The sequence below is a fragment of the Kitasatospora sp. NPDC056731 genome (assembly GCF_040687675.1).
Classification (GTDB): Bacteria; Actinomycetota; Actinomycetes; order Streptomycetales; family Streptomycetaceae; genus Kitasatospora.
Window position 1 is genome coordinate 204,483 of record NZ_JBFBNR010000004.1, and the last position, 19,772, is coordinate 224,254.

Annotated in this window: 17 protein-coding genes; 5 read left to right on the forward strand and 12 right to left on the reverse strand. The window is 72.7% G+C overall.

Annotated features, from left to right (window positions below; translation table 11 throughout):
* Positions 1-454: 454 nt before the first annotated feature.
* The 3 genes from AB0R04_RS06400 to AB0R04_RS06410 all read left to right on the forward strand — a co-directional run bounded on the left by AB0R04_RS06400 (position 455) and on the right by AB0R04_RS06410 (position 5,040).
* Entirely contained in the window at positions 455-2,602 is a 2,148-nt protein-coding gene (locus tag AB0R04_RS06400) for an MMPL family transporter (protein WP_363368783.1), read from the forward strand.
* A 324-nt stretch (positions 2,603-2,926) separates the two neighbouring features.
* Positions 2,927-3,133 carry a cold-shock protein gene (locus tag AB0R04_RS06405; RefSeq protein ID WP_363368675.1) on the forward strand — a complete coding sequence of 69 codons (207 nt, stop codon included), beginning with the start codon at positions 2,927-2,929 and terminating at the stop codon, positions 3,131-3,133.
* Positions 3,134-3,291: 158 nt separating this feature from the next.
* Positions 3,292-5,040 (forward strand): DEAD/DEAH box helicase, encoded by a 1,749-nt coding sequence (locus AB0R04_RS06410; RefSeq protein WP_363368677.1) that lies wholly within the window; start codon positions 3,292-3,294, stop codon positions 5,038-5,040.
* Positions 5,041-5,269: 229 nt separating this feature from the next.
* Here AB0R04_RS06410 and AB0R04_RS06415 read toward each other — a convergent pair whose 3' ends face one another.
* The 11 genes from AB0R04_RS06415 to AB0R04_RS06465 form a co-directional block, all read right to left on the reverse strand.
* On the reverse strand, positions 5,270-5,998 hold the full coding sequence (locus AB0R04_RS06415; RefSeq protein ID WP_363368679.1) for a CbiX/SirB N-terminal domain-containing protein: 729 nt from the start codon (positions 5,996-5,998) through the stop codon (positions 5,270-5,272).
* A gap of 11 nt (positions 5,999-6,009) precedes the next feature.
* The gene (locus tag AB0R04_RS06420; protein ID WP_063347101.1) at positions 6,010-6,930 is read right to left on the reverse strand and encodes an ABC transporter permease; all 921 of its coding nucleotides are present in this window, start codon (positions 6,928-6,930) and stop codon (positions 6,010-6,012) included.
* On the reverse strand, positions 6,917-7,720 hold the full coding sequence (locus AB0R04_RS06425; RefSeq protein WP_063347100.1) for an ABC transporter ATP-binding protein: 804 nt from the start codon (positions 7,718-7,720) through the stop codon (positions 6,917-6,919). The genes AB0R04_RS06420 and AB0R04_RS06425 overlap by 14 nt, the downstream gene beginning before the upstream one ends.
* 173 nt (positions 7,721-7,893) lie before the next feature.
* Positions 7,894-9,081 (reverse strand): aliphatic sulfonate ABC transporter substrate-binding protein, encoded by a 1,188-nt coding sequence (locus tag AB0R04_RS06430; protein ID WP_363368682.1) that lies wholly within the window; start codon positions 9,079-9,081, stop codon positions 7,894-7,896.
* 195 nt (positions 9,082-9,276) lie between these two features.
* Positions 9,277-10,596, reverse strand: coding sequence for a GTP-binding protein (locus AB0R04_RS06435; RefSeq protein ID WP_363368684.1), 1,320 nt, complete (start codon positions 10,594-10,596; stop codon positions 9,277-9,279).
* 2 nt (positions 10,597-10,598) lie between these two features.
* A complete protein-coding gene (gene cysD, locus AB0R04_RS06440; protein ID WP_063347098.1) occupies positions 10,599-11,540 on the reverse strand; it encodes a sulfate adenylyltransferase subunit CysD in 942 nt (313 codons plus the stop codon).
* Positions 11,537-12,133 (reverse strand): adenylyl-sulfate kinase, encoded by a 597-nt coding sequence (gene cysC, locus AB0R04_RS06445; RefSeq protein ID WP_279634886.1) that lies wholly within the window; start codon positions 12,131-12,133, stop codon positions 11,537-11,539. Before cysC ends, cysD begins: the two co-directional genes overlap by 4 nt.
* Positions 12,134-12,167: 34 nt before the next feature.
* Positions 12,168-12,869 (reverse strand): phosphoadenylyl-sulfate reductase, encoded by a 702-nt coding sequence (locus tag AB0R04_RS06450; protein ID WP_363368686.1) that lies wholly within the window; start codon positions 12,867-12,869, stop codon positions 12,168-12,170.
* Complete coding sequence (locus AB0R04_RS06455) at positions 12,850-13,095, reverse strand: hypothetical protein (protein ID WP_363368787.1); 246 nt, start codon at positions 13,093-13,095, stop codon at positions 12,850-12,852. The genes AB0R04_RS06450 and AB0R04_RS06455 overlap by 20 nt, the downstream gene beginning before the upstream one ends.
* The gene (locus AB0R04_RS06460; protein WP_363368688.1) at positions 13,092-14,816 is read right to left on the reverse strand and encodes a nitrite/sulfite reductase; all 1,725 of its coding nucleotides are present in this window, start codon (positions 14,814-14,816) and stop codon (positions 13,092-13,094) included. The genes AB0R04_RS06455 and AB0R04_RS06460 overlap by 4 nt, the downstream gene beginning before the upstream one ends.
* A 198-nt stretch (positions 14,817-15,014) precedes the next feature.
* Positions 15,015-15,098, reverse strand: coding sequence for a putative leader peptide (locus AB0R04_RS06465; RefSeq protein ID WP_347878562.1), 84 nt, complete (start codon positions 15,096-15,098; stop codon positions 15,015-15,017).
* 178 nt (positions 15,099-15,276) lie between these two features.
* Between AB0R04_RS06465 and AB0R04_RS06470 the strand changes: the two genes are divergently transcribed.
* Positions 15,277-16,569: a YihY/virulence factor BrkB family protein gene (locus AB0R04_RS06470; RefSeq protein ID WP_363368690.1), complete on the forward strand. Its 1,293-nt coding sequence runs from the start codon at positions 15,277-15,279 to the stop codon at positions 16,567-16,569.
* Positions 16,570-16,729: 160 nt separating this feature from the next.
* Here the strand turns inward: AB0R04_RS06470 and AB0R04_RS06475 are convergent, their stop codons facing one another.
* The gene (locus tag AB0R04_RS06475; RefSeq protein WP_363368692.1) at positions 16,730-18,418 is read right to left on the reverse strand and encodes an FtsW/RodA/SpoVE family cell cycle protein; all 1,689 of its coding nucleotides are present in this window, start codon (positions 18,416-18,418) and stop codon (positions 16,730-16,732) included.
* A gap of 302 nt (positions 18,419-18,720) precedes the next feature.
* On the opposite strand from AB0R04_RS06475, the gene AB0R04_RS06480 reads away from it, so the two are divergent.
* A complete protein-coding gene (locus tag AB0R04_RS06480) occupies positions 18,721-19,716 on the forward strand; it encodes a cytochrome c oxidase assembly protein (RefSeq protein ID WP_363368694.1) in 996 nt (331 codons plus the stop codon).
* Positions 19,717-19,772 lie beyond the last annotated feature (56 nt).

Genomic DNA, 19,772 nt, shown 5'->3' on the forward strand with positions numbered 1-19,772 from the left:
CGGCGTTCATCCGGAGGCCTCCGGACGGTGATCATCATGACGGACCGGGGTGGGGTTTTCCCTACCTTCCTACCCTGACATCTCCTCCTAGGGGGTAGGGGGAGAGATCCACCCTGAGGGGGAGCTGTCTCCACCCGGAGCACGAGGTCAAGGGGGGTGCGCCCGGGGGAAACTGGGTCGGGGCCGCTGAGCGGCGGCCCCGACGGGGGTTGGACCACGGGGGCTCCTTGCCGGTCGGCAAGCAAGTGCTCGTAGGATGACGCCCAGACCTACTTACCTGCCGACCGGCTAGGGAGCGCCGCCGCGTGTCTCCCGCCGGTCCAGCCGTCGCCCGGCGTCCCGTCCCCCAAGGGCTGCGGTGAACCATGCCCAGGAGGCATCGAGCATGTTCCACCGACTAGGACAATTCGTCGTACGCCGCGCGTGGTGGGTGATCATCGCGTGGGTGATCGGAATGATCGCCGTCATCATGACCGCGCCGAAGGTCAGCTCGCAGACCGACGAAGCCGCGTTCCTCCCCAAGCACTACGAGTCCATCCAGGCCGCACAGGTGCAGGAGCGGGCCTTCCCGGCCGCCTTCACCCCGGGCGCGCTCGCACTCTTCGAGCGCAACGACGGCGCCGCGTTCACCGACGCGGACAAGGCCGCGATGGGCAAGCTCGTCCAGGACCTGACGGCCAAGAAGATCGACGGCGTCGAGAAGATCATCCCGCCGTCCGACCAGCTGGGCATATCCCCGGACCACAAGTACGCGATGGCCATGATCGCCGTCGACAAGTCGAAGCAGCAGGACCAGAACAAGACCGCGGACATCGCCAAGGCCATCCGTGACGACGGCAAGGCACTGGCCTCCGGCACCGACCTGAAGTTCCAGCTCGGCGGCCCCGCCGCCCAGGCGCTCGACCAGAAGGAAGCCTCCGGCTCGGCCGAGGGCATCATCACCATGGCCACGGTCCTGCTGGTCATCGTGATCGTCGGCATCATCTTCCGCGGCATCCTGGCCGGCCTGCTGCCGGTCCTGGTCTCGCTGATGATCGCGCTGCCCGCCTCCATCGGCCTGATCAACTACGCGACCGACATCTTCGACCTCAAGAGCACACCCATCCTGATGGCGATCCTGATCGTCGTCGTGCTCGGCGTCGGCACCGACTACTTCCTGTTCCTCGCCTTCCGCTACCGCGAGCGGCTGCGGGCCGGCGACGACCGCAACGCCGCCGTGGCCAACGCGGTCGGCCGGGTCGGCGAGGCGATCGCCTCCGCCGCCGGCGCCGTCACCATCGCCTTCGCCGCGCTGATCCTCTCCAGCCTCGGCATGTTCCAGGCGCTCGGCCCCGCGCTGGCGATCGCGGTCGTGGTCACCGCCCTGGCCTCGATCACCCTGGCCCCCGCACTGCTCGCGGTCATCCCCGCCCGCGCCGTCTTCTGGCCCGGCAAGAAGTGGACGAACGAGCCGAGCACCGCGCGCTTCACCGCGCTCGGCCGGATCGTCCAGAAGCGCCCGGCGCTGGCCGCCGTCGCCTCCGGCGGCGTACTGCTCGCCCTGTCCGTGGGCGCGCTCGGCTACAACGGCAACTTCGACATGGCCGGCAGCTCCATGCCCAAGGACAAGGAGTCGATGGTCGTCCAGGACACGATGGCCAAGGGCTTCTCCGCCGGCGCCGCCGACCCGAGCCAGGTCTACCTGAGCAGCACCGACGGCAAGAAGCTCGACCCGGCCTCCTTCCCGGCCTACGCCGACAAGCTGCAGGGCGTCGGCGGGGTCTCCAAGGTCTACCTGCCGAGCGCCGACGCCAAGAGCATCAGCGCCGACGGCGCCACCGCCCAGTTCACCGTCATGCTCAAGGACGCCCCGGCCAGCAACGAGGCGATCGACGCGGTGACCGAGCTGCGCACCGTCGCCCACGCGCAGGCCCCGGCCGGCAGCGAGGCCAAGGTCGGCGGCCTCACCTCGGTGTTCAAGGACATCAACCTGGCGATGACCCACGACTACAAGCTGGTCTTCCCGATCGCCGGGCTGCTGATCCTGCTCATCCTGGCCCTCCAGCTGCGCAGCGTGGTCGCCCCCTGGTACCTGATGGCCTCGGTCGGCCTCGGCTTCAGCGCCACGCTGGGCGCCACCACGCTGATCTTCCAGAAGATCGGCAACGAGACCGGCCTGATGTTCATGATGCCGATCCTCATCTACCTCTTCGTGGTGGCGATCGGGACGGACTACAACATCCTGATCATCGCCCGTCTGCGCGAGGAGGCCCGTGCGGGCCGCAGCCCGCGCGAGGCGGCCCGCGAGGCGCTGCGCCACGCCGGCCCGACCGTCGCCGCGGCCGGCTTCATCCTGGCGGCCTCGTTCGGGACGTTCATGCTCGCGGGCAACACCTTCATGATGGAGTTCGGCTTCGCCATGGCCTTCGGCATCGTGCTGGCGGCCTTCGTGATGGCGATGTTCTTCACCCCGGCGCTCACCGCGCTGATCGGCAACCGGGCCTGGTGGCCCGGCCACGGCGCCGACCCCGAGCACGGCCACGGCCACGGCGGGGGCCACGGTGCCGGCCCGGCGCCGGCGGCGGACGCGTACGGCGTGCCGGAGCCGGCCGGACGGCGCTGATCGCCTCGTTCGGACACGGGCGACGCCCGACCGATGCGCCAAACAGGTGGCGTCCCGCTTCGGCGGGGCGCCGCCTGCCCCCTTTCCCTGGCCGTCAAACGTGATCTGTCGAGCACAAAACTCCCCGGTCAATCGGGGTGTCGCCGTGCTACAGTCGACCCAGTTGCAGTTTTGGTTCCCATGAACGCATGTGTGCGCCTGCTGGTCCCAACCAACAGGCGCATTTGTTTTGTCCGGTGTTTCAGTCTCCGGATGGGGATCGCGGCTACTCCGGGGTTCACGCAGTGTGAATCCCTGATGCCCCAGTTTTTTGAGGAGACGGTTATGGCTACCGGCACCGTGAAGTGGTTCAACAGCGAAAAGGGCTTCGGCTTCATCGAGCAGGCCGAGGGCGGCCCGGACGTGTTCGCGCACTACTCGAACATCCAGGCCAACGGCTTCCGTGAGCTCGTCGAGGGCCAGCAGGTCGAGTTCGACGTCACGCAGGGCCAGAAGGGCCCGCAGGCCGAGAACATTCGCCTCGTCGGCTGACGTCAGCCTCCACGCTGACTCGCGATCTCGCGAAGCGGGGGCCCGTACCACACGGTGCGGGCCCCCGCGCATGCCGCCGTACGGCCGGGGCGGCGAATTTTCCTACCGACGGCCGACCAGCCCCTACCCGGGGCTGCCGACCGACGTATGGAGACTTCGTGACCACCCCTGCCCGCCCGCCGCGTGACCGCGCCGCCCGCACCACCGACCAGGCCCGCCGCGGCGAGAACCCGCGCCGCAGCGCCGGCGCCGGCCGCGCCGAGAACGCCGGCCGCACCGGCGCCGGCGACCGCGCCCGCCGCGGCGAGAACCCGCGTGGCACCGGCGACGCCGAGCGCGCCCGCAAGCCGCGCGGTCGCACCGGCGCCCCCAAGAACACCCGCGCCGCCGCCGTGCCCGAGGCCGCCGAATTCACCGTCGTCGAGGGCACCCCGGCCCGGCCCCCGGCGGACACCTTCGCCGAGCTGGACCTGCCCAAGGGCATCCTCAGCACGCTCACCCGCGAAGGCGTCATCGCGCCGTTCCCGATCCAGGGCGCCACCCTGCCCGACTCGATCGCCGGCCGCGACGTGCTCGGCCGCGGCCGCACCGGCTCCGGCAAGACCCTCGCCTTCGGCCTGCCGCTGCTCGCCCGCACCGCCGGGCGCCGCGCCGTCGCCCGCTACCCGCTGGCGCTCGTCCTGGTGCCCACCCGCGAGCTCGCCCAGCAGGTCACCGACGCGCTCACCCCCTACGCGACCGCCGTCAACCTGCGGATCACCACCGTCGTCGGCGGCATGTCGATCAACCGCCAGGCCAACGCCGTCCGCCGTGGCACCGAGGTCCTGGTCGCCACCCCCGGCCGGCTCGACGACCTGATCGGCCGCGGTGACGTCAACCTGTCCGACGTCGCCATCACCGTCCTCGACGAGGCCGACCAGATGGCCGACATGGGCTTCCTCCCGCAGGTCAGCAAGCTGCTGGAGCAGGTCGCCGAGGGCGGGCAGCGGATGCTGTTCTCCGCGACCCTGGACCGCAACGTCGACCGCCTGGTCAAGCGCTTCCTCACCGACCCGGTCACCCACTCGGTCGACCCGTCGGCCGGCGCGGTCACCACCATGGACCACCACGTCCTCCAGCTGGACCAGGCCGACAAGGCGTCCACCACCGCGCACATCGCCTCCCGCGACGGGCGCGTGATCATGTTCGTGCACACCAAGCACGGCGCCGACCGCCTCGCCAAGCAGCTGCTCGCCACCGGCGTCCGGGCCGCGGCCCTGCACGGCGGCAAGTCCCAGCCGCAGCGCAACCGGGTCCTCGACCAGTTCCGCGACGGCCACGTCACCGCGCTGATCGCCACCAACGTCGCCGCCCGCGGCATCCACATCGAAGGCCTCGACCTGGTCGTCAACGTCGACCCGCCGGTCGACCACAAGGACTACCTGCACCGCGGCGGCCGCACCGCCCGGGCCGGCGAGTCCGGCACCGTCGTCACCCTCGTCCTGCCCGAGCAGCGCCGCGAGGTCAACCGGCTGATGACGGTCGCGGGCATCCGCCCCACCGTCACCAAGGTCCGCCCCGGCGACGCCGACCTCGCCAAGATCACCGGCGCCCGCACCCCCAGCGGCGTCGCGGTCGCCGTCGCCGTCCCCGCGCCCGCCGAGGCCCCCGCCGCCAAGGCCGACGCCAAGTCCGGCAACCCGCGCCGCCGCCCCGGCAAGCGCTCCGCGCTGCCCGCCGACGTCGACATGAACGGCAACCCGCGCCGCCCCCGCCCCAAGCAGCGCATGGGCGGCGCCGCCGCCCAGGGCGACCGCCCCCAGGCGGCCGGCTTCATCGGCCGCTCCTCCGGCCGCGCCAAGCCCGGCAGCGGCGCCAAGTCCGGCTCCAACTACGGCACCGGCCGCCAGCGCCGCGCCTTCGACTAACCCCCGGCGAACCACCGACGGCCCGGCCCCCTCACCCGAGGGGGCCGGGCCGTTTCGCTTGGGTGCGGTGTCATCGCGGCGGCTGCGCGGTACCAGCTGCGGGAGCGTGCGGCCCGTAGTGCCCTGCACTTCGAGCGGGCGCGGCACTGGGAGGCGGTCGGACAGGCCGAGCGTCTTCACCAGGCGGAGAAGGCGGCTCGGTGACGGCCGCGCCGGGGCCCGCTCCGGCTCAGGCGGTGAGGGCCGGGGCGACGGCCGCTGCCAGGCGGGCCTCGTCGTAGCGCTCCAGGAGGAGGGTGGCCAGTTCGGGGGCGGGGCCCAGGACGTCGGCGACGGCGTCCGCTCCGGCGGCCGCGTCGGCGATGCGGTCGGGCAGGAGGCCAGGGGCCAGCAGGTAGGGGGAGACGGCGGTGCGGGCGGCGCCCGCGGCGCGCAGGGCGGCCAGGGCGTCGGGCACGCGCGGGCCGGTGGCGGAGGCGTAGGCCACCTCGACGGCGGCCCAGCCGCGGCTGCGGCGCCACGCGGCGGCCACCGCGCGGGTGGCGGCGTCGGCGGCCGGGTCGGAGGAGCCGGCCGCCGCGAGCACCACGCCGGTGCGGGCCCGGACGGCGGCCGAGCGCACGTCCACCCCGGCCTCGGCGAGGCGGCGCTCCAGGGCGGCGAGCAGCAGCGGCGACGGGCCCAGGACGGCGGCGACGGGCAGGGCCGCGCCCGCCGTGCGCAGGGCGGCCGGGATGTCGTGCTTGGCGTGGTACGCCCGGTTGAGCAGCAGCGGGACGGCCACCGCGTCGTCGAGCCGCCCGACGACCTGCGGGATGCGCGGCGCGCAGTGGTCCAGGTAGGCGGTGGCGACGTCCAGCCCGGGGCGCAGCGCCCGCACCTCCTGGACCAGTGCGGCCACGGTCGCGGCGTGCCGCGGGTCGCGGCTGCCGTGGGCGATCAGCAGGAGGGCGGGCATCGGCGTCGGCCTTACTTGGCGGCGGCCAGCAGGCCGCGGTTGCGCAGCACCCGGCGTTCGACCGGGGTGAAGACGAGCAGTTCGATGGCGATGCCGACGAACAGGATCAGGATGATGCCGAGCAGCACCCCGGACATGTCGGAGAACTCGCGCTGGTCCTCCAGGAACCGGCCCAGGCCCCGGCCGAGGTCGGGGGAGGAGGCGACGAGTTCGGCGGCCATCAGGGAGCGCCAGGAGAACGCCCAGCCCTGCTTGAGGCCGGCCAGGTAGCCGGGCAGCGCGGCGGGGATGAGGACGTGCCGGGCGCCGGTGAGGCCGGTGGCGCCGATGGTGCGTCCGGCGCGCAGGAACAGCGGCGGCACCTGGTCGATGCCGGCGATCAGGCCGTTGGCGATGGAGGGGACGGCGCCGAGCAGGATGACCGCGTACATCATCTGGTCGTTGATGCCGAGCCAGATGACCGCGGCCGGCACCCAGGCGACCGAGGGCAGCGACTGCAGGCCCTGGAGGACCGTGCCGATGGCGGTGCGCACCGGCCGGACGCGGGCGACGACCAGCCCGATCGGGGTGCCGATGACGACGGCGAGCAGGAAGCCGGACAGGCCGCGCCAGACGCTGGTCCAGATGATCGAGAACAGCGTGCCCTGGTACCAGAGGTCCTGGGCGGAGTGCCACACGTCGGTCGGGCTGGGCAGCTTGTAGGCGGAGGTGAGGTGCAGGCTGTACGCCCCCTGCCACAGGGCGAGCACCACGAGGACGCCGATCAGCGGCGGCAGGGCCTTGGTCCGCAGTGCCTGGCCGAGCGAGCCGCGCTGGGCGGAGACGGAGTCGAGGGCGTCCAGGCCGGCGCCGACCCCGGCGGTGTCCGTGGCGGCGGCCTTGTCGGTCTTGTCGGCCTTCTCCAGGACCGGGGTGCTGTCAGTGCTGGCCATGGCGACGGATCTCCCCACGCAGTTCTTCGGTGATCTCGATGGACAGGTCGGCGACGCCGGCGGATTCGATGCGGCGCGGCTGCGGCAGGTCGATCCGCCACTCGCGGGCGACCCGGCCGGGGCGGGAGGAGAGCAGGACGACGCGCTGGGCCAGGCGCACGGCCTCGCGCACGTTGTGGGTGACGAACAGGACGGACAGCTGCCGTTCGGCCCAGATCCGGGTGATCTCGTCGTGCAGCACGTCGCGGGTGATGGCGTCGAGCGCGGCGAACGGCTCGTCCATCAGCAGCACCTGGCTGCCCTGGGCGAGCGCGCGGGCCATCGCGACGCGCTGGCGCATGCCGCCGGACAGCTCGTGCACGCGCTTGCCGTACGAGCCCTTGAGGCGGACGAGTTCGAGCAGGCGCTCGGCTTCGGCGCGGCGCTCGGCGCGGGGGACGCCGGCCAGCTTGAGGGCGAGTTCGATGTTGCGGCCGGCGGTGAGCCAGGGGAACAGCGCGTGCTCCTGGAACATCAGCGCGGGGCGGCCGCCCGGCACCTCGATGGCGCCGGCGGTGGGCTGGTCGAGGCCGGCGACCAGGTTGAGCAGGGTGGACTTGCCGCAGCCCGAGGCGCCGAGCAGGGTGACGAACTCGCCGGGCGCGACGTCGAGGGTGATGTCGTCCAGGACGTGGGTCTGCGCGCCCGGGCGGCCGAAGGACTTGTGCACGTGCGAGATCCGGACGGCGGGCGCGGCGCCGCCGGCGCCGGCGCCGGCGGTGTCCGCCGAGGTGGTCAGTGCCGGGGTCATCCGGGCACCTCCTGCGTGAGTGGTCTGGCTGAGGGCTGGCGGAGCGGGGGCCGGGGCCCGGCCCCGCCCGTCCCGGTGGGCATCGATCGCGGATCGACCGGGTGGGCGGGGGTCCGGACCGCGGAGTCGGGGCGGACTCGGCGCCGCGCGGTGCTGTTCGGCGCCGGGTGGAGCTACTTGGCGCCGAGTCCGGCGTCCGCCACGGGGCCCTGGCCCTTGGCCGCGAGCACCTTGTTGAGCAGGGTGAGGTCGTAGATGCCGGTCAGGTTGGCCCCCGCGCCAGCGGAACTTGATTTGGGCAGCTTGAGGAGCCCGGCGGTGACGGCGTGGTCGGCCTCGGCCTGGAGGGTGTTCGCCAGCGGGTCGTCGAGGAAGTCGATGTCGGCCCAGGCGGGGTCGAGGATGGCCGGCTCCAGCGCGTTGCCGGCCTCCTTCTTGATCGCCTCGTTGGCGTCGGCCTTGGCCTTGTCCGGGTTGGCCTTGATGAAGGCGTTGGTGTTCACCGAGCCGCGCAGCACGGCCTCCACCACGTCCGGGTGCTCCTTGAGGAACTTCTGCGAGACGATGATGTTGGTGATCACGAACTTCTTGTCCGGCCAGACGTCCTTCTCGTTGAGCAGGACCTTCGCGCCGAGGGTGACCAGCTTGGAGGCGGTGGGCTCGGGCACCCAGGCGCCGTCGATGGAGCCCTGCCGGTAGGCGTCGGGGGTGACCTTGTTGTCGGTGCGCACCACCGAGACGTCGCCGGCGCCGGACGCCGCGTCGACCTTGAATCCCTTGCCCGCCAGGTAGTTGAGCAGCGCCACGTCCTGGGTGTTGCCCAGCTGCGGGGTGGCGATCTTCTTGCCCTTGAGGTCGTCCAGCGAGGAGATCTTGTCCGGGTTGACCACCAGCTTGACCCCGCCGGAGGCCGAGCCGCCGATGATCTTCAGGGACTGGCCGTCGGACTTGGTGTAGCCGTTGATCGCGGGGGAGGGGCCGATCCAGCCGATGTCGATGGAGCCGGCGTTGAGCGCCTCGATCTCGGAGGGGCCCGCGTTGAAGACCTGGGTCTTGATCTGGGTGGCGCCCAACTCCTTCTGGAACAGCCCCTCCTGGAGGCCGACCAGGGCGGTGCCGTGGGTCAGGTTCGCGAAGTAGCCGATCTTCACGGTGTCCGCGGACAGCTTCGCGCCGGAGGCGCCGGCCGAACTGGCGGCGGAGTCGGCGCCCGCCTTCTTGTCGTCCGCCTTGGAGCCGTAGCTGCACGCCGACAGCAGGGTCACGGCGGTCAGGCCGGCCACGGCGGCCACCGCGGAGCGTCTGATCCGGCCGGCGTTGGGGCGGGCATGGGTATGCGAGGGGGCCAGGTTCGGTGCCATGGTGAAGTCCTGTTCATCGACGGACCGTCGGGAGGCGGTCTCGGGGACGTGGCGGTCGCCCGTCGGGGCGGCCGGGGGTCGCAACTCAGCGCTGTCGGCCCGCACATCGGGTCAGGCCGCCCTGGCCGCTGCCGAGGACGCCGCTGCCGATGCGGCCGCCTTCCTTGTCCATGTCCGAGAACGCCTCGCTGGGCATCAGACCCAGTCCTCCTCAGCGGGTTCGGTGGCGCGTACGGTCGCGAAGGCCTCGCCCGCCATGCCGGCGGTGAGGGTGGTGCCGTCGGCCGGGTCGATCAGCAGGAACGAGCCGGTGCGGCGGTTGTCGCAGTAGGCGTCGAGCGCCAGCGGCTCGGCGGTGCGCAGCACCACGTGGCCGAGGTCGTTGACGTTCAACCCCTGGGCGCCGGAGCGCTGTTCGAGGGTGTCGATGTCGATGCGGTAGGTGATGTCCTTGACCAGCGCGCGCACGGTGCGGGTGGTGTGCTTGAGCAGGACCTTGTCCCCGGCGCGCAGCGGGCGCTCGTTGAGGTGGCTGACGGTGGCCTCGATGTCCCTGGTGGGCGCGGGGATCACACCGGCCGCGATCAGGTCGCCGCGGGAGACGTCGAGGTCGTCGGCGAGCCGGACGGTGATCGACTGGGGCGCCCAGGCGAGGTCCGTCTCGCGGCCGAGCGCGTCGATCCCGGCGACGGTGGTGGTGTGGCCCGAGGGCAGCACCGTCACCGGGTCGCCGACCCGCAGTACGCCGGAGGCCAACTGCCCGGCGTAGCCGCGGTAGTCGGGGTGCTCCTCGCTCTGCGGGCGGATCACGTACTGGACGGGGAAGCGGGCCGGATCGGTGTCCGGGTCGCTGCCGACCGGGACGGTCTCCAGGTGCTCCAGCAGGGTCGGGCCGCCGTACCAGTCCATGTGCGCGGACGGCTCGACGACGTTGTCCCCGGCGAGGGCCGAGATCGGCACGGCCACCACGTCGCCCACGCCGAGCGAGGCGGCGTAGGCGGTGAACTCCTCGGCGATGGCGGCGAAGACGGGCTCGGCGTAGTCGACCAGGTCCATCTTGTTGACGGCCAGCACCACGTGCGGCACCCGCAGCAGCGCGGCGACGGCGGCGTGCCGGCGGGTCTGCTCGACGACGCCGTTGCGGGCGTCGACCAGCACCACGGCCAGTTCGGCGGTGGAGGCGCCGGTCACCATGTTGCGGGTGTACTGCACGTGCCCGGGGGTGTCGGCGAGGATGAACCGCCGCCGGGGGGTGGCGAAGTAGCGGTAGGCCACGTCGATGGTGATGCCCTGCTCGCGCTCGGCGCGCAGGCCGTCGGTGAGCAGCGCGAGGTCGGGCGCGTCCTGGCCGCGGTTCAGGGAGGCGCGTTCGACGGCCTCCAACTGGTCGGCGAGCACGGACTTGGAGTCGTGCAGCAGGCGGCCGACCAGGGTGGACTTGCCGTCGTCGACGGATCCGGCGGTGGCGAAGCGCAGCAGCGACGTGGCGGTGGCTTCCTGGGTGGTGCTGGTCATCGTTAGAAGTACCCCTCGCGCTTGCGGTCTTCCATCGCGGCCTCGGACAGCTTGTCGTCGGCCCGCGTCGCGCCGCGCTCGGTGAGGCGGCTGGCGGCGATCTCGGCGATCACGGCCTGGATGTCGGTGGCGTCCGAGTCGACGGCGCCGGTGCAGGACATGTCGCCGACGGTGCGGTAGCGGATCAGCCGCCGCTGGACGGGCTCGTTCTCCTTGGGGCCGCCCCACGCGCCGGCGGTCAGCCACATGCCGGCGCGGGCGAAGACGTCCCGCTCGTGGGCGTAGTAGATCTCCGGGAGGTCGATGCCCTCGCGCTCGATGTACTGCCAGACGTCCAGCTCGGTCCAGTTGGACAGCGGGAAGACGCGCACGTGCTCGCCGACGGCGTGCCGGCCGTTGTACAGCGACCACAGCTCCGGGCGCTGGCGGCGAGGGTCCCAGGCGCCGAACTCGTCGCGCAGGGAGAACACCCGCTCCTTGGCACGGGCCTTCTCCTCGTCGCGGCGCCCGCCGCCGAACACCGCGTCGAAGCGGTTCGTCTCGATGGCGTCGAGCAGCGGGACGGTCTGCAGCGGGTTGCGGGTGCCGTCCGGGCGCTCGCGCAGCCGGCCGTCGTCGATGAAGTCCTGGACGTGGGCGACGTGCAGGCGCAGGCCGTGCTCGGCGACGACGCGGTCGCGGTAGGCGATCACCTCGGGGAAGTTGTGCCCGGTGTCGACGTGCAGCAGCGAGAACGGCACGGCGGCCGGGTGGAAGGCCTTGAGTGCCAGGTGCAGCATGACGATGGAGTCCTTGCCGCCCGAGAACAGGATCACCGGGCGCTCGAACTCCCCCGCGACCTCGCGGAAGACGTGCACCGACTCGGCCTCCAACGCGTCCAGGTGGGACAGCGCGAAGGGGGTGTCTTCGTGGGTGCGGACCGGGCCGTCGGTCGCGGTGGTCATGCGAGACCCCTCTCGGTCAGGAAGGCGTGCAGCTCGGCGGCGGACTCGGCGACCGCGCGGCCCTGCGTCTGGATCCGCAGCTCCGGCTTCTGCGGCGCCTCGTACGGGTCGTCCACGCCGGTGAGGCCGGCCAGCTCCCCGGCGGCCTGCTTGGCGTACAGGCCCTTGACGTCGCGTTCGGCGCACAGCTCGACCGGGGTGGCGACGTGGACCTCCAGGAACTCGGTGCCGGCCGCCGCGTGCCGCTCGCGCACCGCGGCACGCGAGTCGGCGAACGGGGCGATCACCGGGGCGAGCACCTTGACGCCGTGGGCGGCGAGCTTCTCGGCGACGAAGCCGATCCGGGTCACGTTGGTGTGCCGGTCCTCGCGGGTGAAGCCGAGGCCCTTGGAGAGGAACTCGCGGATCTCGTCGCCGTCCAGGACCTCGACCCGGTGGCCCTCGGCGCGCAGCCGTCCGGCCAGCGCGAAGGCGAGCGTGGTCTTGCCCGCGCTCGGCAGCCCGGTCAGCCACACGGTGGCGCCGCGCTCGCAGGGGGCGGCCGCGGGGGCCGCCTCCGCGGCTCCGTCGGCGGCCCGGGTGTGAGCTGTCACAGTCTCAAGTCCTTCGTCGGTAGTGGGGGGTGGGTCAGAGGTGGATGCCGCACTCGGTCTTGCCGGAGCCGGACCAGCGCCCGGCCCGGGCGTCCTCGCCCTCGGCGGGCTTGCGGGTGCAGGACAGCGGCGAGCAGCCGATCGAGGTGTAGCCCTCCCACAGCAGCGGGTTGAGCAGCACCCCGTGGGCGGCGACGTAGGCGTCCACGTCCTCCTGCGTCCACCGGGCGATCGGGGCGATCTTGACCTTGCGGCGCCGGGCGTCCCAGGACACCACCGGGGTGTCCGCCCGGCTCGGGGACTCGTCGCGGCGCAGCCCGGTCGCCCAGGCGTCGTAGCCGCCGAGGCCGCGGTTCAGCGGCTCGACCTTGCGCAGCGAGCAGCACAGGTCCGGGTCGCGGTCGTGCAGGTGCGGCCCGTGCTCGGCGTCCTGCTCGGCCACGGTGCGCAGCGGCCTGAGGGTGATGACGTTGACCGGCATGGTCGCGGCCACCGCGTCCCGGGTGCCGATGGTCTCCGGGAAGTGGTAGCCGGTGTCCAGGAACACCACGTCCACGCCGGGGAACACCGAGGAGGCGAGGTGGGCGACGACCGCGTCCTCCATCGAGGAGGTGACGCAGAAGCGGCGGCCGAAGGTGTCGGCGGCCCAGGCCAGGATCTCCTGGGGCGTCGCCTCCTCCAGCTCGCGGCCGGCCCGGACGGCTATCTCCTCGTAGTCAGTCGTCGCGCTGGTCACCGGACGAACCCCCGTCGGTCGCAGTCGAGTTGGGCGCAGTCATGATGGCCGCGTTCGAGGAGGTCGCGGTCGGGGCCGGGGCGGTCGGGGACAGCAGGCCGAGGAACTTCAGCTGGAAGGCGCGGCGGCACCCGTGGCACTCCCAGGCGCCGTGCCCGGCCTCGGAGGGGCGCAGGTCCTCGTCCCCGCAGTACGGGCAGAAGAACGGTGCGGCACGCTCACTCACGACAGCTGCTCCTCGCCGGCCCGGGCCGCCCACTGGGCGAAGCGCTCGCCCTCGGTGCGGTCGGCCTGGTAGCGGGTCAGGACGCGCTCGACGTAGTCGGGCAGGTCGTCCTTGGTGACCTTGAGGCCGCGGACCTTGCGGCCGAACCCGGCCTCCAGACCGAGCGCGCCGCCCAGGTGCACCTGATAGCCCTCGACCTGCTCGCCGTTGCCGTCCGGGACGAGCTGGCCCTTGAGGCCGATGTCGGCGACCTGGATGCGGGCGCAGGCGTTCGGGCAGCCGTTGATGTTGATGGTCAGCGGTTCGGCGAAGTCCGGCAGGCGCTTCTCCAGCTCGTCGATGAGCGTGCGGCCGCGCTCCTTGGTCTCGACGATGGCGAGCTTGCAGTACTCGATGCCGGTGCAGGCCATGGTGCCGCGGCGGAACGGCGACGGGGTGACCCGCAGGTCCAGCGCTTCCAGGCCGGCCACCACCGAGTCGACCTGGTCCTCGGCGATGTCGAGGACCAGCATCTTCTGTTCGGCGGTGGTGCGCAGCCGGTCGCTGCCGTGCGCGGCGGCGAGGTCGGCGATCTGGCCGAGCAGCCGGCCGTCGACCCGGCCGACGCGCGGCGCGAAGCCGATGTAGTACCGGCCGTCCTTCTGCCGGTGGACGCCGACGTGGTCGCGCCAGCGGCCGCTGGGCTCCTGCGGGGCGGGGCCGTCGACCAGCCGGTACGTGAGGTACTCGTCCTCCAGCACCTGGCGGAACTTCTCCACGCCCCAGTCGGCGACCAGGAACTTCAGCCGGGCGCGGTTGCGCAGCCGACGGTAGCCGTAGTCGCGGAAGATGCCGATGACGCCGCCGTAGACGTCGGCGACCTCGTCCAGCGGGACCCAGGCGCCCAGGCGCACGCCCAGCTTGGGGTTGGTGGACAGCCCGCCGCCGACCCACAGGTCGAAGCCGGGGCCGTGCTCGGGGTGGACCACGCCGACGAAGGCGACGTCGTTGATCTCGTGCGCGACGTCCAGCAGCGGGGAGCCGGAGACGGCGGACTTGAACTTGCGCGGCAGGTTGGAGAAGTCCTTGTTGCCGATGAAGCGCCGCTGGATCTCCTCGATGGCGGGGGTGCCGTCGATGATCTCGTCCTCGGCGATGCCGGCCACCGGGGAGCCGAGGATGACGCGCGGGGTGTCGCCGCAGGCCTCGGTGGTGGACAGGCCGACGGCCTCCAGCTTCTGCCAGATCGCCGGGACGTCCTCGATCCGGATCCAGTGGTACTGGACGTTCTGGCGGTCGGTCAGGTCGGCGGTGTTGCGGGCGTACTGCTCGGAGACCTCGGCGATCGCCTTCAGCTGGGCGACGGTCAGCCGGCCGCCGTCGACCCGCACGCGCAGCATGAAGTACTCGGCGTCGAGCTCGTGCGGCTCCAGGATCGCGGTCTTGCCGCCGTCGATGCCCTCCTTGCGCTGGGTGTACAGGCCCCACCAGCGCATCCGGCCGCGCAGGTCGGCGGGGTCGATCGAGTCGAAGCCCCGGTGCGCGTAGATCGTCTCAATACGTGTCCGTACGTTGAGACCGTCGTCGTCCTTCTTGAACTGCTCGTTGGCGTTCAGGGGGGTGAAGTGGCCCATGCCCCACTGGCCCTCGCCGCGGTGACGGGTCACCTTGCGAGGCGCGGCGGGGCGTCGCGCGGCGGCGCGGTCGGCCGTGGGCTCGGCGGTCTCGGGGGTGGTGGCCATGGTGAAGTCCTTCGGGGCAGATGGCTCTGACGCCGGGTGGGTCGCTGGGGGTGCGCGGCGGTGCGGTGCTGCTGTGACCTGCGGGTATTCCCAGGGCCGGGGAGAGCAGTGACCGTGGCCGGCCGGGCGCCTGCGCGTCCGCTCCAGCGGGGACTGCGAGGTGGGTGGCGCCGGGTGCGGTGGTGCGGCGGGGTGGGCTCAGATCGCCGGACAGATGGCGCTGGACACGCGAAGGAGATCGACGTGGAGTCGACCAACTAGGGTGGTTCCGGCGCTCGGCATGGCAAGAGATTGGCACGGCGCGGGACTTGCGGTCCACTAACATCCGGATGGTGGACGCTGATGTTTCGTTATGTGAGACAGTCGGGGATTCCCGCCGCTCCCCGCCCCGGCGCCCGTCCACGCGCCCGTACCCCGGGGGAGATCAACCGCGCGGCCCCGGCCCGATACCGTTAGACCCGTGCAAGCAGCAGGCGAGACGAGCAGACCGAACCCCGAACGGCCCTCCCGGCGCCGGGGCAAGGGCTCCCGACGCGCGGCCAAACAGGCCGCCTGGCGCCGTACGGCGTGGGAGCTGGTCAAGGACACCACCAACACCTGCGTCGAGTACCGGGTCACCGGACTCGCCGCGGAGGCGGCCTTCTTCACTCTGCTGTCGATCCCGCCGCTGCTGCTCGGCCTGGCCGGCACCCTCGGCTACCTCGACGAGTTCCTCGGCGCCGGCACCATCGACCGGCTCAAGCACGACATCGTCTCGGCCTCCGGGACGGTCCTGTCGGACTCGTCCGTCAAAGAGGTCGTGGTGCCGCTGCTGGACCAGGTCTTCGCCCACTCCCGGCCCGACCTCGTCTCGATCGGCTTCCTGCTGTCGCTGTGGTCCGGCTCCAGAGCGCTCTACATCTTCATCGACACCATCACCGTCATGTACGGGCTCGACGGCAAGCGAGGCATCGTCAAGACCCGGCTGATGTCCCTCGGCCTCTACTTCGGCGCCCTCGTCATCAGCTCCCTGGTGCTGCCGCTGCTGATGGCCGGCCCCGGACTCATCGAGAACGCCGTGCCCGGCGTCGCCGGACTGGTCGGCGCCGCCTACTGGCCGGTCGCCATCGTGCTGCTGATCGTCTCCCTCACCACCCTCTACCACCTGGCCGTCCCCGTCTCCACCCCCTGGCGTGAGGACGTCCCCGGCGCCCTGGTCGCCCTGGTGGTGCTGGTCGTCTGCAGCGTCGCCCTGCGGATCTACCTGGTCAGCTCGGTCGAGGTCCCCTCGGTGTACGGCTCGCTGGCCGCGCCGGTGGCCGTACTGCTGTGGATCTTCGTGGTCGCCCTGGCCGTCCTCATCGGCGCCGCCATGAACGCCGCCATAGACCGCCGCTGGCCCACCCTGGAGACCGCCGACGCCCGCGCCGAGAACGAGCGCGCCCAGGAGGAGGCCGCCGCCGCCGTGGTCCGCGAGGTCGCCGCCCGGCGCGCCGCCGAACGGGCCCGGCGCGCCCGCGAACTCGGCCTCGCCGAAGGCGCCGAGGAGGAGTGGGTCGAGGAGGACGGCGACGACGTCGACGTCCCCTCCGAGTACCCGGAACGCTGGGCCGACGTCCTGGCCGCCGACAACGTCCGCGGCCGCCTCACCGCCCGCGGCGGGCCCCACCACCGGCCCGGGCCGCCCCCGCCGGACAGCGACCGGCCGGCCGGGCCGCCGCCGGAGCGGCGGGCGCCCGACTACCCGCCCCGGCCGCCGTGGGAGCAGCGGTAGCGGTAGGGCTCCGGCACCACGACGAGCGGCACAGGGCCTCCCCCGCATCCCGCTGGGGAGGCCCTGTGCGTCGGTTCGTCTCCTGACGTCCGTTCTTCTCCTGGCGCCGGTCGTCTCCTGGCGTCGGCTCGCCGTTGCCCGGAGGGCGGCCGGCGGACGGTCAGGCGGTGGACGGGTTCGGCGGGAAGGGGGACTGCGGGGCCGGGTGGTACCCGTACGGGGACTGCCCGGCCGGGGGGTGCGGGGCGGCCGGGTTGACCTCGGTCCGGTCCGGATCCGGGCCCGGGGCGGCCGGGCGTGGGAGCGTCAGCTCCGGGGCCGTCGGGTTCGGGCCGCTAGGCGCGGCCGGGTTCGGGCCCGGGTTCGGGCTCTGGTTCGGGCCCGGATCCACCGCGGCCGGACCGCCCGGGGCCGCCGCCCGGCCCGCCGGCCCGGTCTGCGCCGGGAGCGGATCGGGGCTCGGCGGCGCCGGCTCCAGCGCCGTGCGCCCGGCCGAGTCGCTCAGCTTGATCAGCAGCGCCACGATCAGCCAGTTCGCCAGCAGCGACGAGCCGCCCGCCGCCAGGAACGGCAGCGCCTTGCCGGTCAGCGGCACCAGCCCGCTCACCCCGCCGACCACCACGAACACCTGCAGCGCCAGCGCCGTCGACAGCCCCGTCGCCAGCAGCTTGCCGAACGGGTCGGTCAGCCCGACCGCCGTCCGCAGCCCGCGCTGGACCAGCAGCAGGTACACCAGCAGCACCGCCGTCACCCCGGCCAGGCCCAGCTCCTCGCCGATCGTGGTGAAGACGAAGTCGCTGCGCCCGGCGAAGCCGATCAGCCACGGCCGCCCCGAGCCCAGGCCCGTCCCGGTCAGGTGCCCGGTGCCCAGGCTGAACAGCGCCTCGGCAGGCTGGTCGGAGATGATCGCCGGGTCGTGGTGCTCCTTGTAGATGTCGAGCGGGTGCAGCCAGGCCTCGACGCGCCCGTGCACGTGCGGCTCCACGGTGCCGACCACGGCCGCGCCGCCGACCGCCATCAGCAGGCCGAGCACCACCCAGCTGGTGCGCTCGGTCGCCGCGTACAGCATCACGACGAAGACGCCGAAGAAGATCAGCGAGGTGCCGAGGTCGCGCTCGAAGACCAGCACCAGCAGGCTGACCACCCAGATCGCCAGCACCGGGCCGACGTGCCGCCCGCGCGGCAGGGTCATCCCCCAGATCTTCCGGCCGGCCAGCGCGAGCGCGTCCCGGGAGGCCATCAGGTAGCCGGCGAAGAAGATCGTGATCGCGACCTTCACGAACTCGTCCGGCTCGAAGGAGAGCCCGAACAGGCGGATCCAGCGCTTGGCGCCGAAGTCCTCCGGCCGGCCCGGGAAGAACGCGGGCGCCGCCAGCAGGATCAGCGCCCCCGTCATCAGCAGGTACACGTACCGCTGGAAGAACCGGTGGTGCTTGATCAGCGCGATCAGCGCGATCGCCACCGCGACCGAGACGAACACCCACATCAGCTGCGAGGGCGCGGCCGGGAGCTTCTGGTAGTCGCCCTTCTTGGCGTGCGCCGCCGCGTAGGAGATGTCCAGCCGGTCCAGCAGCATCAGCCCGAAGCCGGTCAGGAAGACGCCCAGCGGCAGGATCAGCGGATCCGCGTACGGGGCGAACCGCCGCACCGCCAGGTGCGCCGCCCCGGCCAGTCCGCCCAGCGCCAGGCCGTGGACCAGCAGCCCGGGCGGCATCTTGCCGGTCAGTGCCAGATCGGCGTCGATGTGCCCCGCCAGACAGACGGCCACCGCGAGCGCCAGCAGGCCCAGCTCGATGTTGCGGTGGCGCGCCGCCAGCCGGCGGCCCTCGCCGCGTGCAGTGCCTTGCACCCTTGTCGTCCCCTTGTCATCACCCGCGTGGCCGGTATCGCCGACGGTGCATCCTGCCAGACGAACACGGCCCTGCGCCGGTTGCGGTCCGGGGGCCGTCGAGGCCGGAACTTTGCCTGGGCAAAGCTTTTTCCGGGCTCGGTAAAGCTTTGTTCAGGCGCAGGTATAGAGGCGGGCCCCGGGCGCGGCGGGCCCCGGCCGGGAGGCCATCATGGCCGGGGCGCCGCGGTCCGGTCCGCGGCGCCCGCCGGACCGCCGGACGGCGCCGGCGGCGGCAGGGCGCGAACGAGGTGGGCGGACGGATGGACGGCGCGGTGCGAGTGCTCGCCTACAGCGGACCACCGCCCTGGCAGTGGTCCGACCTGGCCACCGCGTGGACGGCCGAACCGCTGGTGCTCACCCTCTCCGTGCTGCTCGGCGGCTGGTACCTGGCCGCGGTGCGCACCGTCCACCGGGCCGGCGGCGAGCGCTGGCAGCCCTCCCGCACCGCCGCCTTCCTGAGCGGGCTGCTGCTGTGGATCTGGTGCACCTGCTCCGGCCTCGGCGTGTACGAGCGGATCCTGTTCACCGACCGGGCCGTCCAGGTCGTGCTGCTGCTGATGCTCGTCCCGCTGCTGCTCGCCCTCGGCGCGCCGGTCTCGCTGCTGGTCGCGGCCGCGCCGCCGGCCCGGCGCGAGCGCATCCTGCGGGCGCTGCGCAGCCGGCCGTCCAAGGTGCTGATGTTCCCGGCCGTCTCCACCGCTCTGCTGATGGCCCCGCCGTGGCTGCTCTACTTCACGCCCTGGTACGAAGAGTCGGTGTCCAGCGCGTTCGGGAACGTGCTGCTGCACTTGGCGCTGGTGCTGCTCGGGCTGGCGTACTTCTGGCCGCGGCTGCAGATCGACCCGGTCGGGCGCGAGTACCCGCACCTGGTCGGGCTGTTCATCACCTTCGCCGAGGTGATCTTCGACGCGGGGCTCGGGCTGGTGCTGATCTACGGCGGCCACCTGGTCGCCGAGCACTACTACGTGGCGCTCGGGCGGCCGTGGGGGCCGAGCCTGGCGCAGGACCAGACCTGGGGCGGCAACATGCTCTGGGTGCTGGGCGACCTGGTCGGGCTGCCATTCCTGGCCGCGCTGGTGCGGCGGATGGTGGTGCAGGGGCGGGAGGAGATCAAGGCGGTGGACGCCGAACTGGACGCCCGTTTCGAGGAGGCCGCGGCGCAGGCGCAGGCGGCGGGGCTGCCGGCCGAGGAGGAGGCCGGGATGCGGCCCTGGTGGCTGGACGACCCGAACCTCAAGCACCGGTACGGCGGGTAGTCGGCTCCGGCGGGTTCCTGGGCGCGGGCCCGCACTTTTGTAGGTCCAATGTTGGT

Bases quoted from the DNA above. Each gene is read 5' to 3' on its own strand.
- AB0R04_RS06400 (WP_363368783.1), top strand. From the start codon at position 455: ATGATCGCCGTCATCATGACCGCGCCGAAGGTCAGCTCGCAGACCGAC.
- AB0R04_RS06405 (WP_363368675.1), top strand. From the start codon at position 2,927: ATGGCTACCGGCACCGTGAAGTGGTTCAACAGCGAAAAGGGCTTCGGC.
- AB0R04_RS06415 (WP_363368679.1), bottom strand. From the start codon at position 5,998: ATGCCCGCCCTCCTGCTGATCGCCCACGGCAGCCGCGACCCGCGGCAC.
- AB0R04_RS06420 (WP_063347101.1), bottom strand. From the start codon at position 6,930: ATGGCCAGCACTGACAGCACCCCGGTCCTGGAGAAGGCCGACAAGACC.
- AB0R04_RS06425 (WP_063347100.1), bottom strand. From the start codon at position 7,720: ATGACCCCGGCACTGACCACCTCGGCGGACACCGCCGGCGCCGGCGCC.
- AB0R04_RS06430 (WP_363368682.1), bottom strand. From the start codon at position 9,081: ATGGCACCGAACCTGGCCCCCTCGCATACCCATGCCCGCCCCAACGCC.
- AB0R04_RS06435 (WP_363368684.1), bottom strand. From the start codon at position 10,596: ATGACCAGCACCACCCAGGAAGCCACCGCCACGTCGCTGCTGCGCTTC.
- cysD (WP_063347098.1), bottom strand. From the start codon at position 11,540: ATGACCACCGCGACCGACGGCCCGGTCCGCACCCACGAAGACACCCCC.
- AB0R04_RS06460 (WP_363368688.1), bottom strand. From the start codon at position 14,816: ATGGCCACCACCCCCGAGACCGCCGAGCCCACGGCCGACCGCGCCGCC.
- AB0R04_RS06465 (WP_347878562.1), bottom strand. From the start codon at position 15,098: ATGCCGAGCGCCGGAACCACCCTAGTTGGTCGACTCCACGTCGATCTC.
- AB0R04_RS06480 (WP_363368694.1), top strand. From the start codon at position 18,721: ATGGACGGCGCGGTGCGAGTGCTCGCCTACAGCGGACCACCGCCCTGG.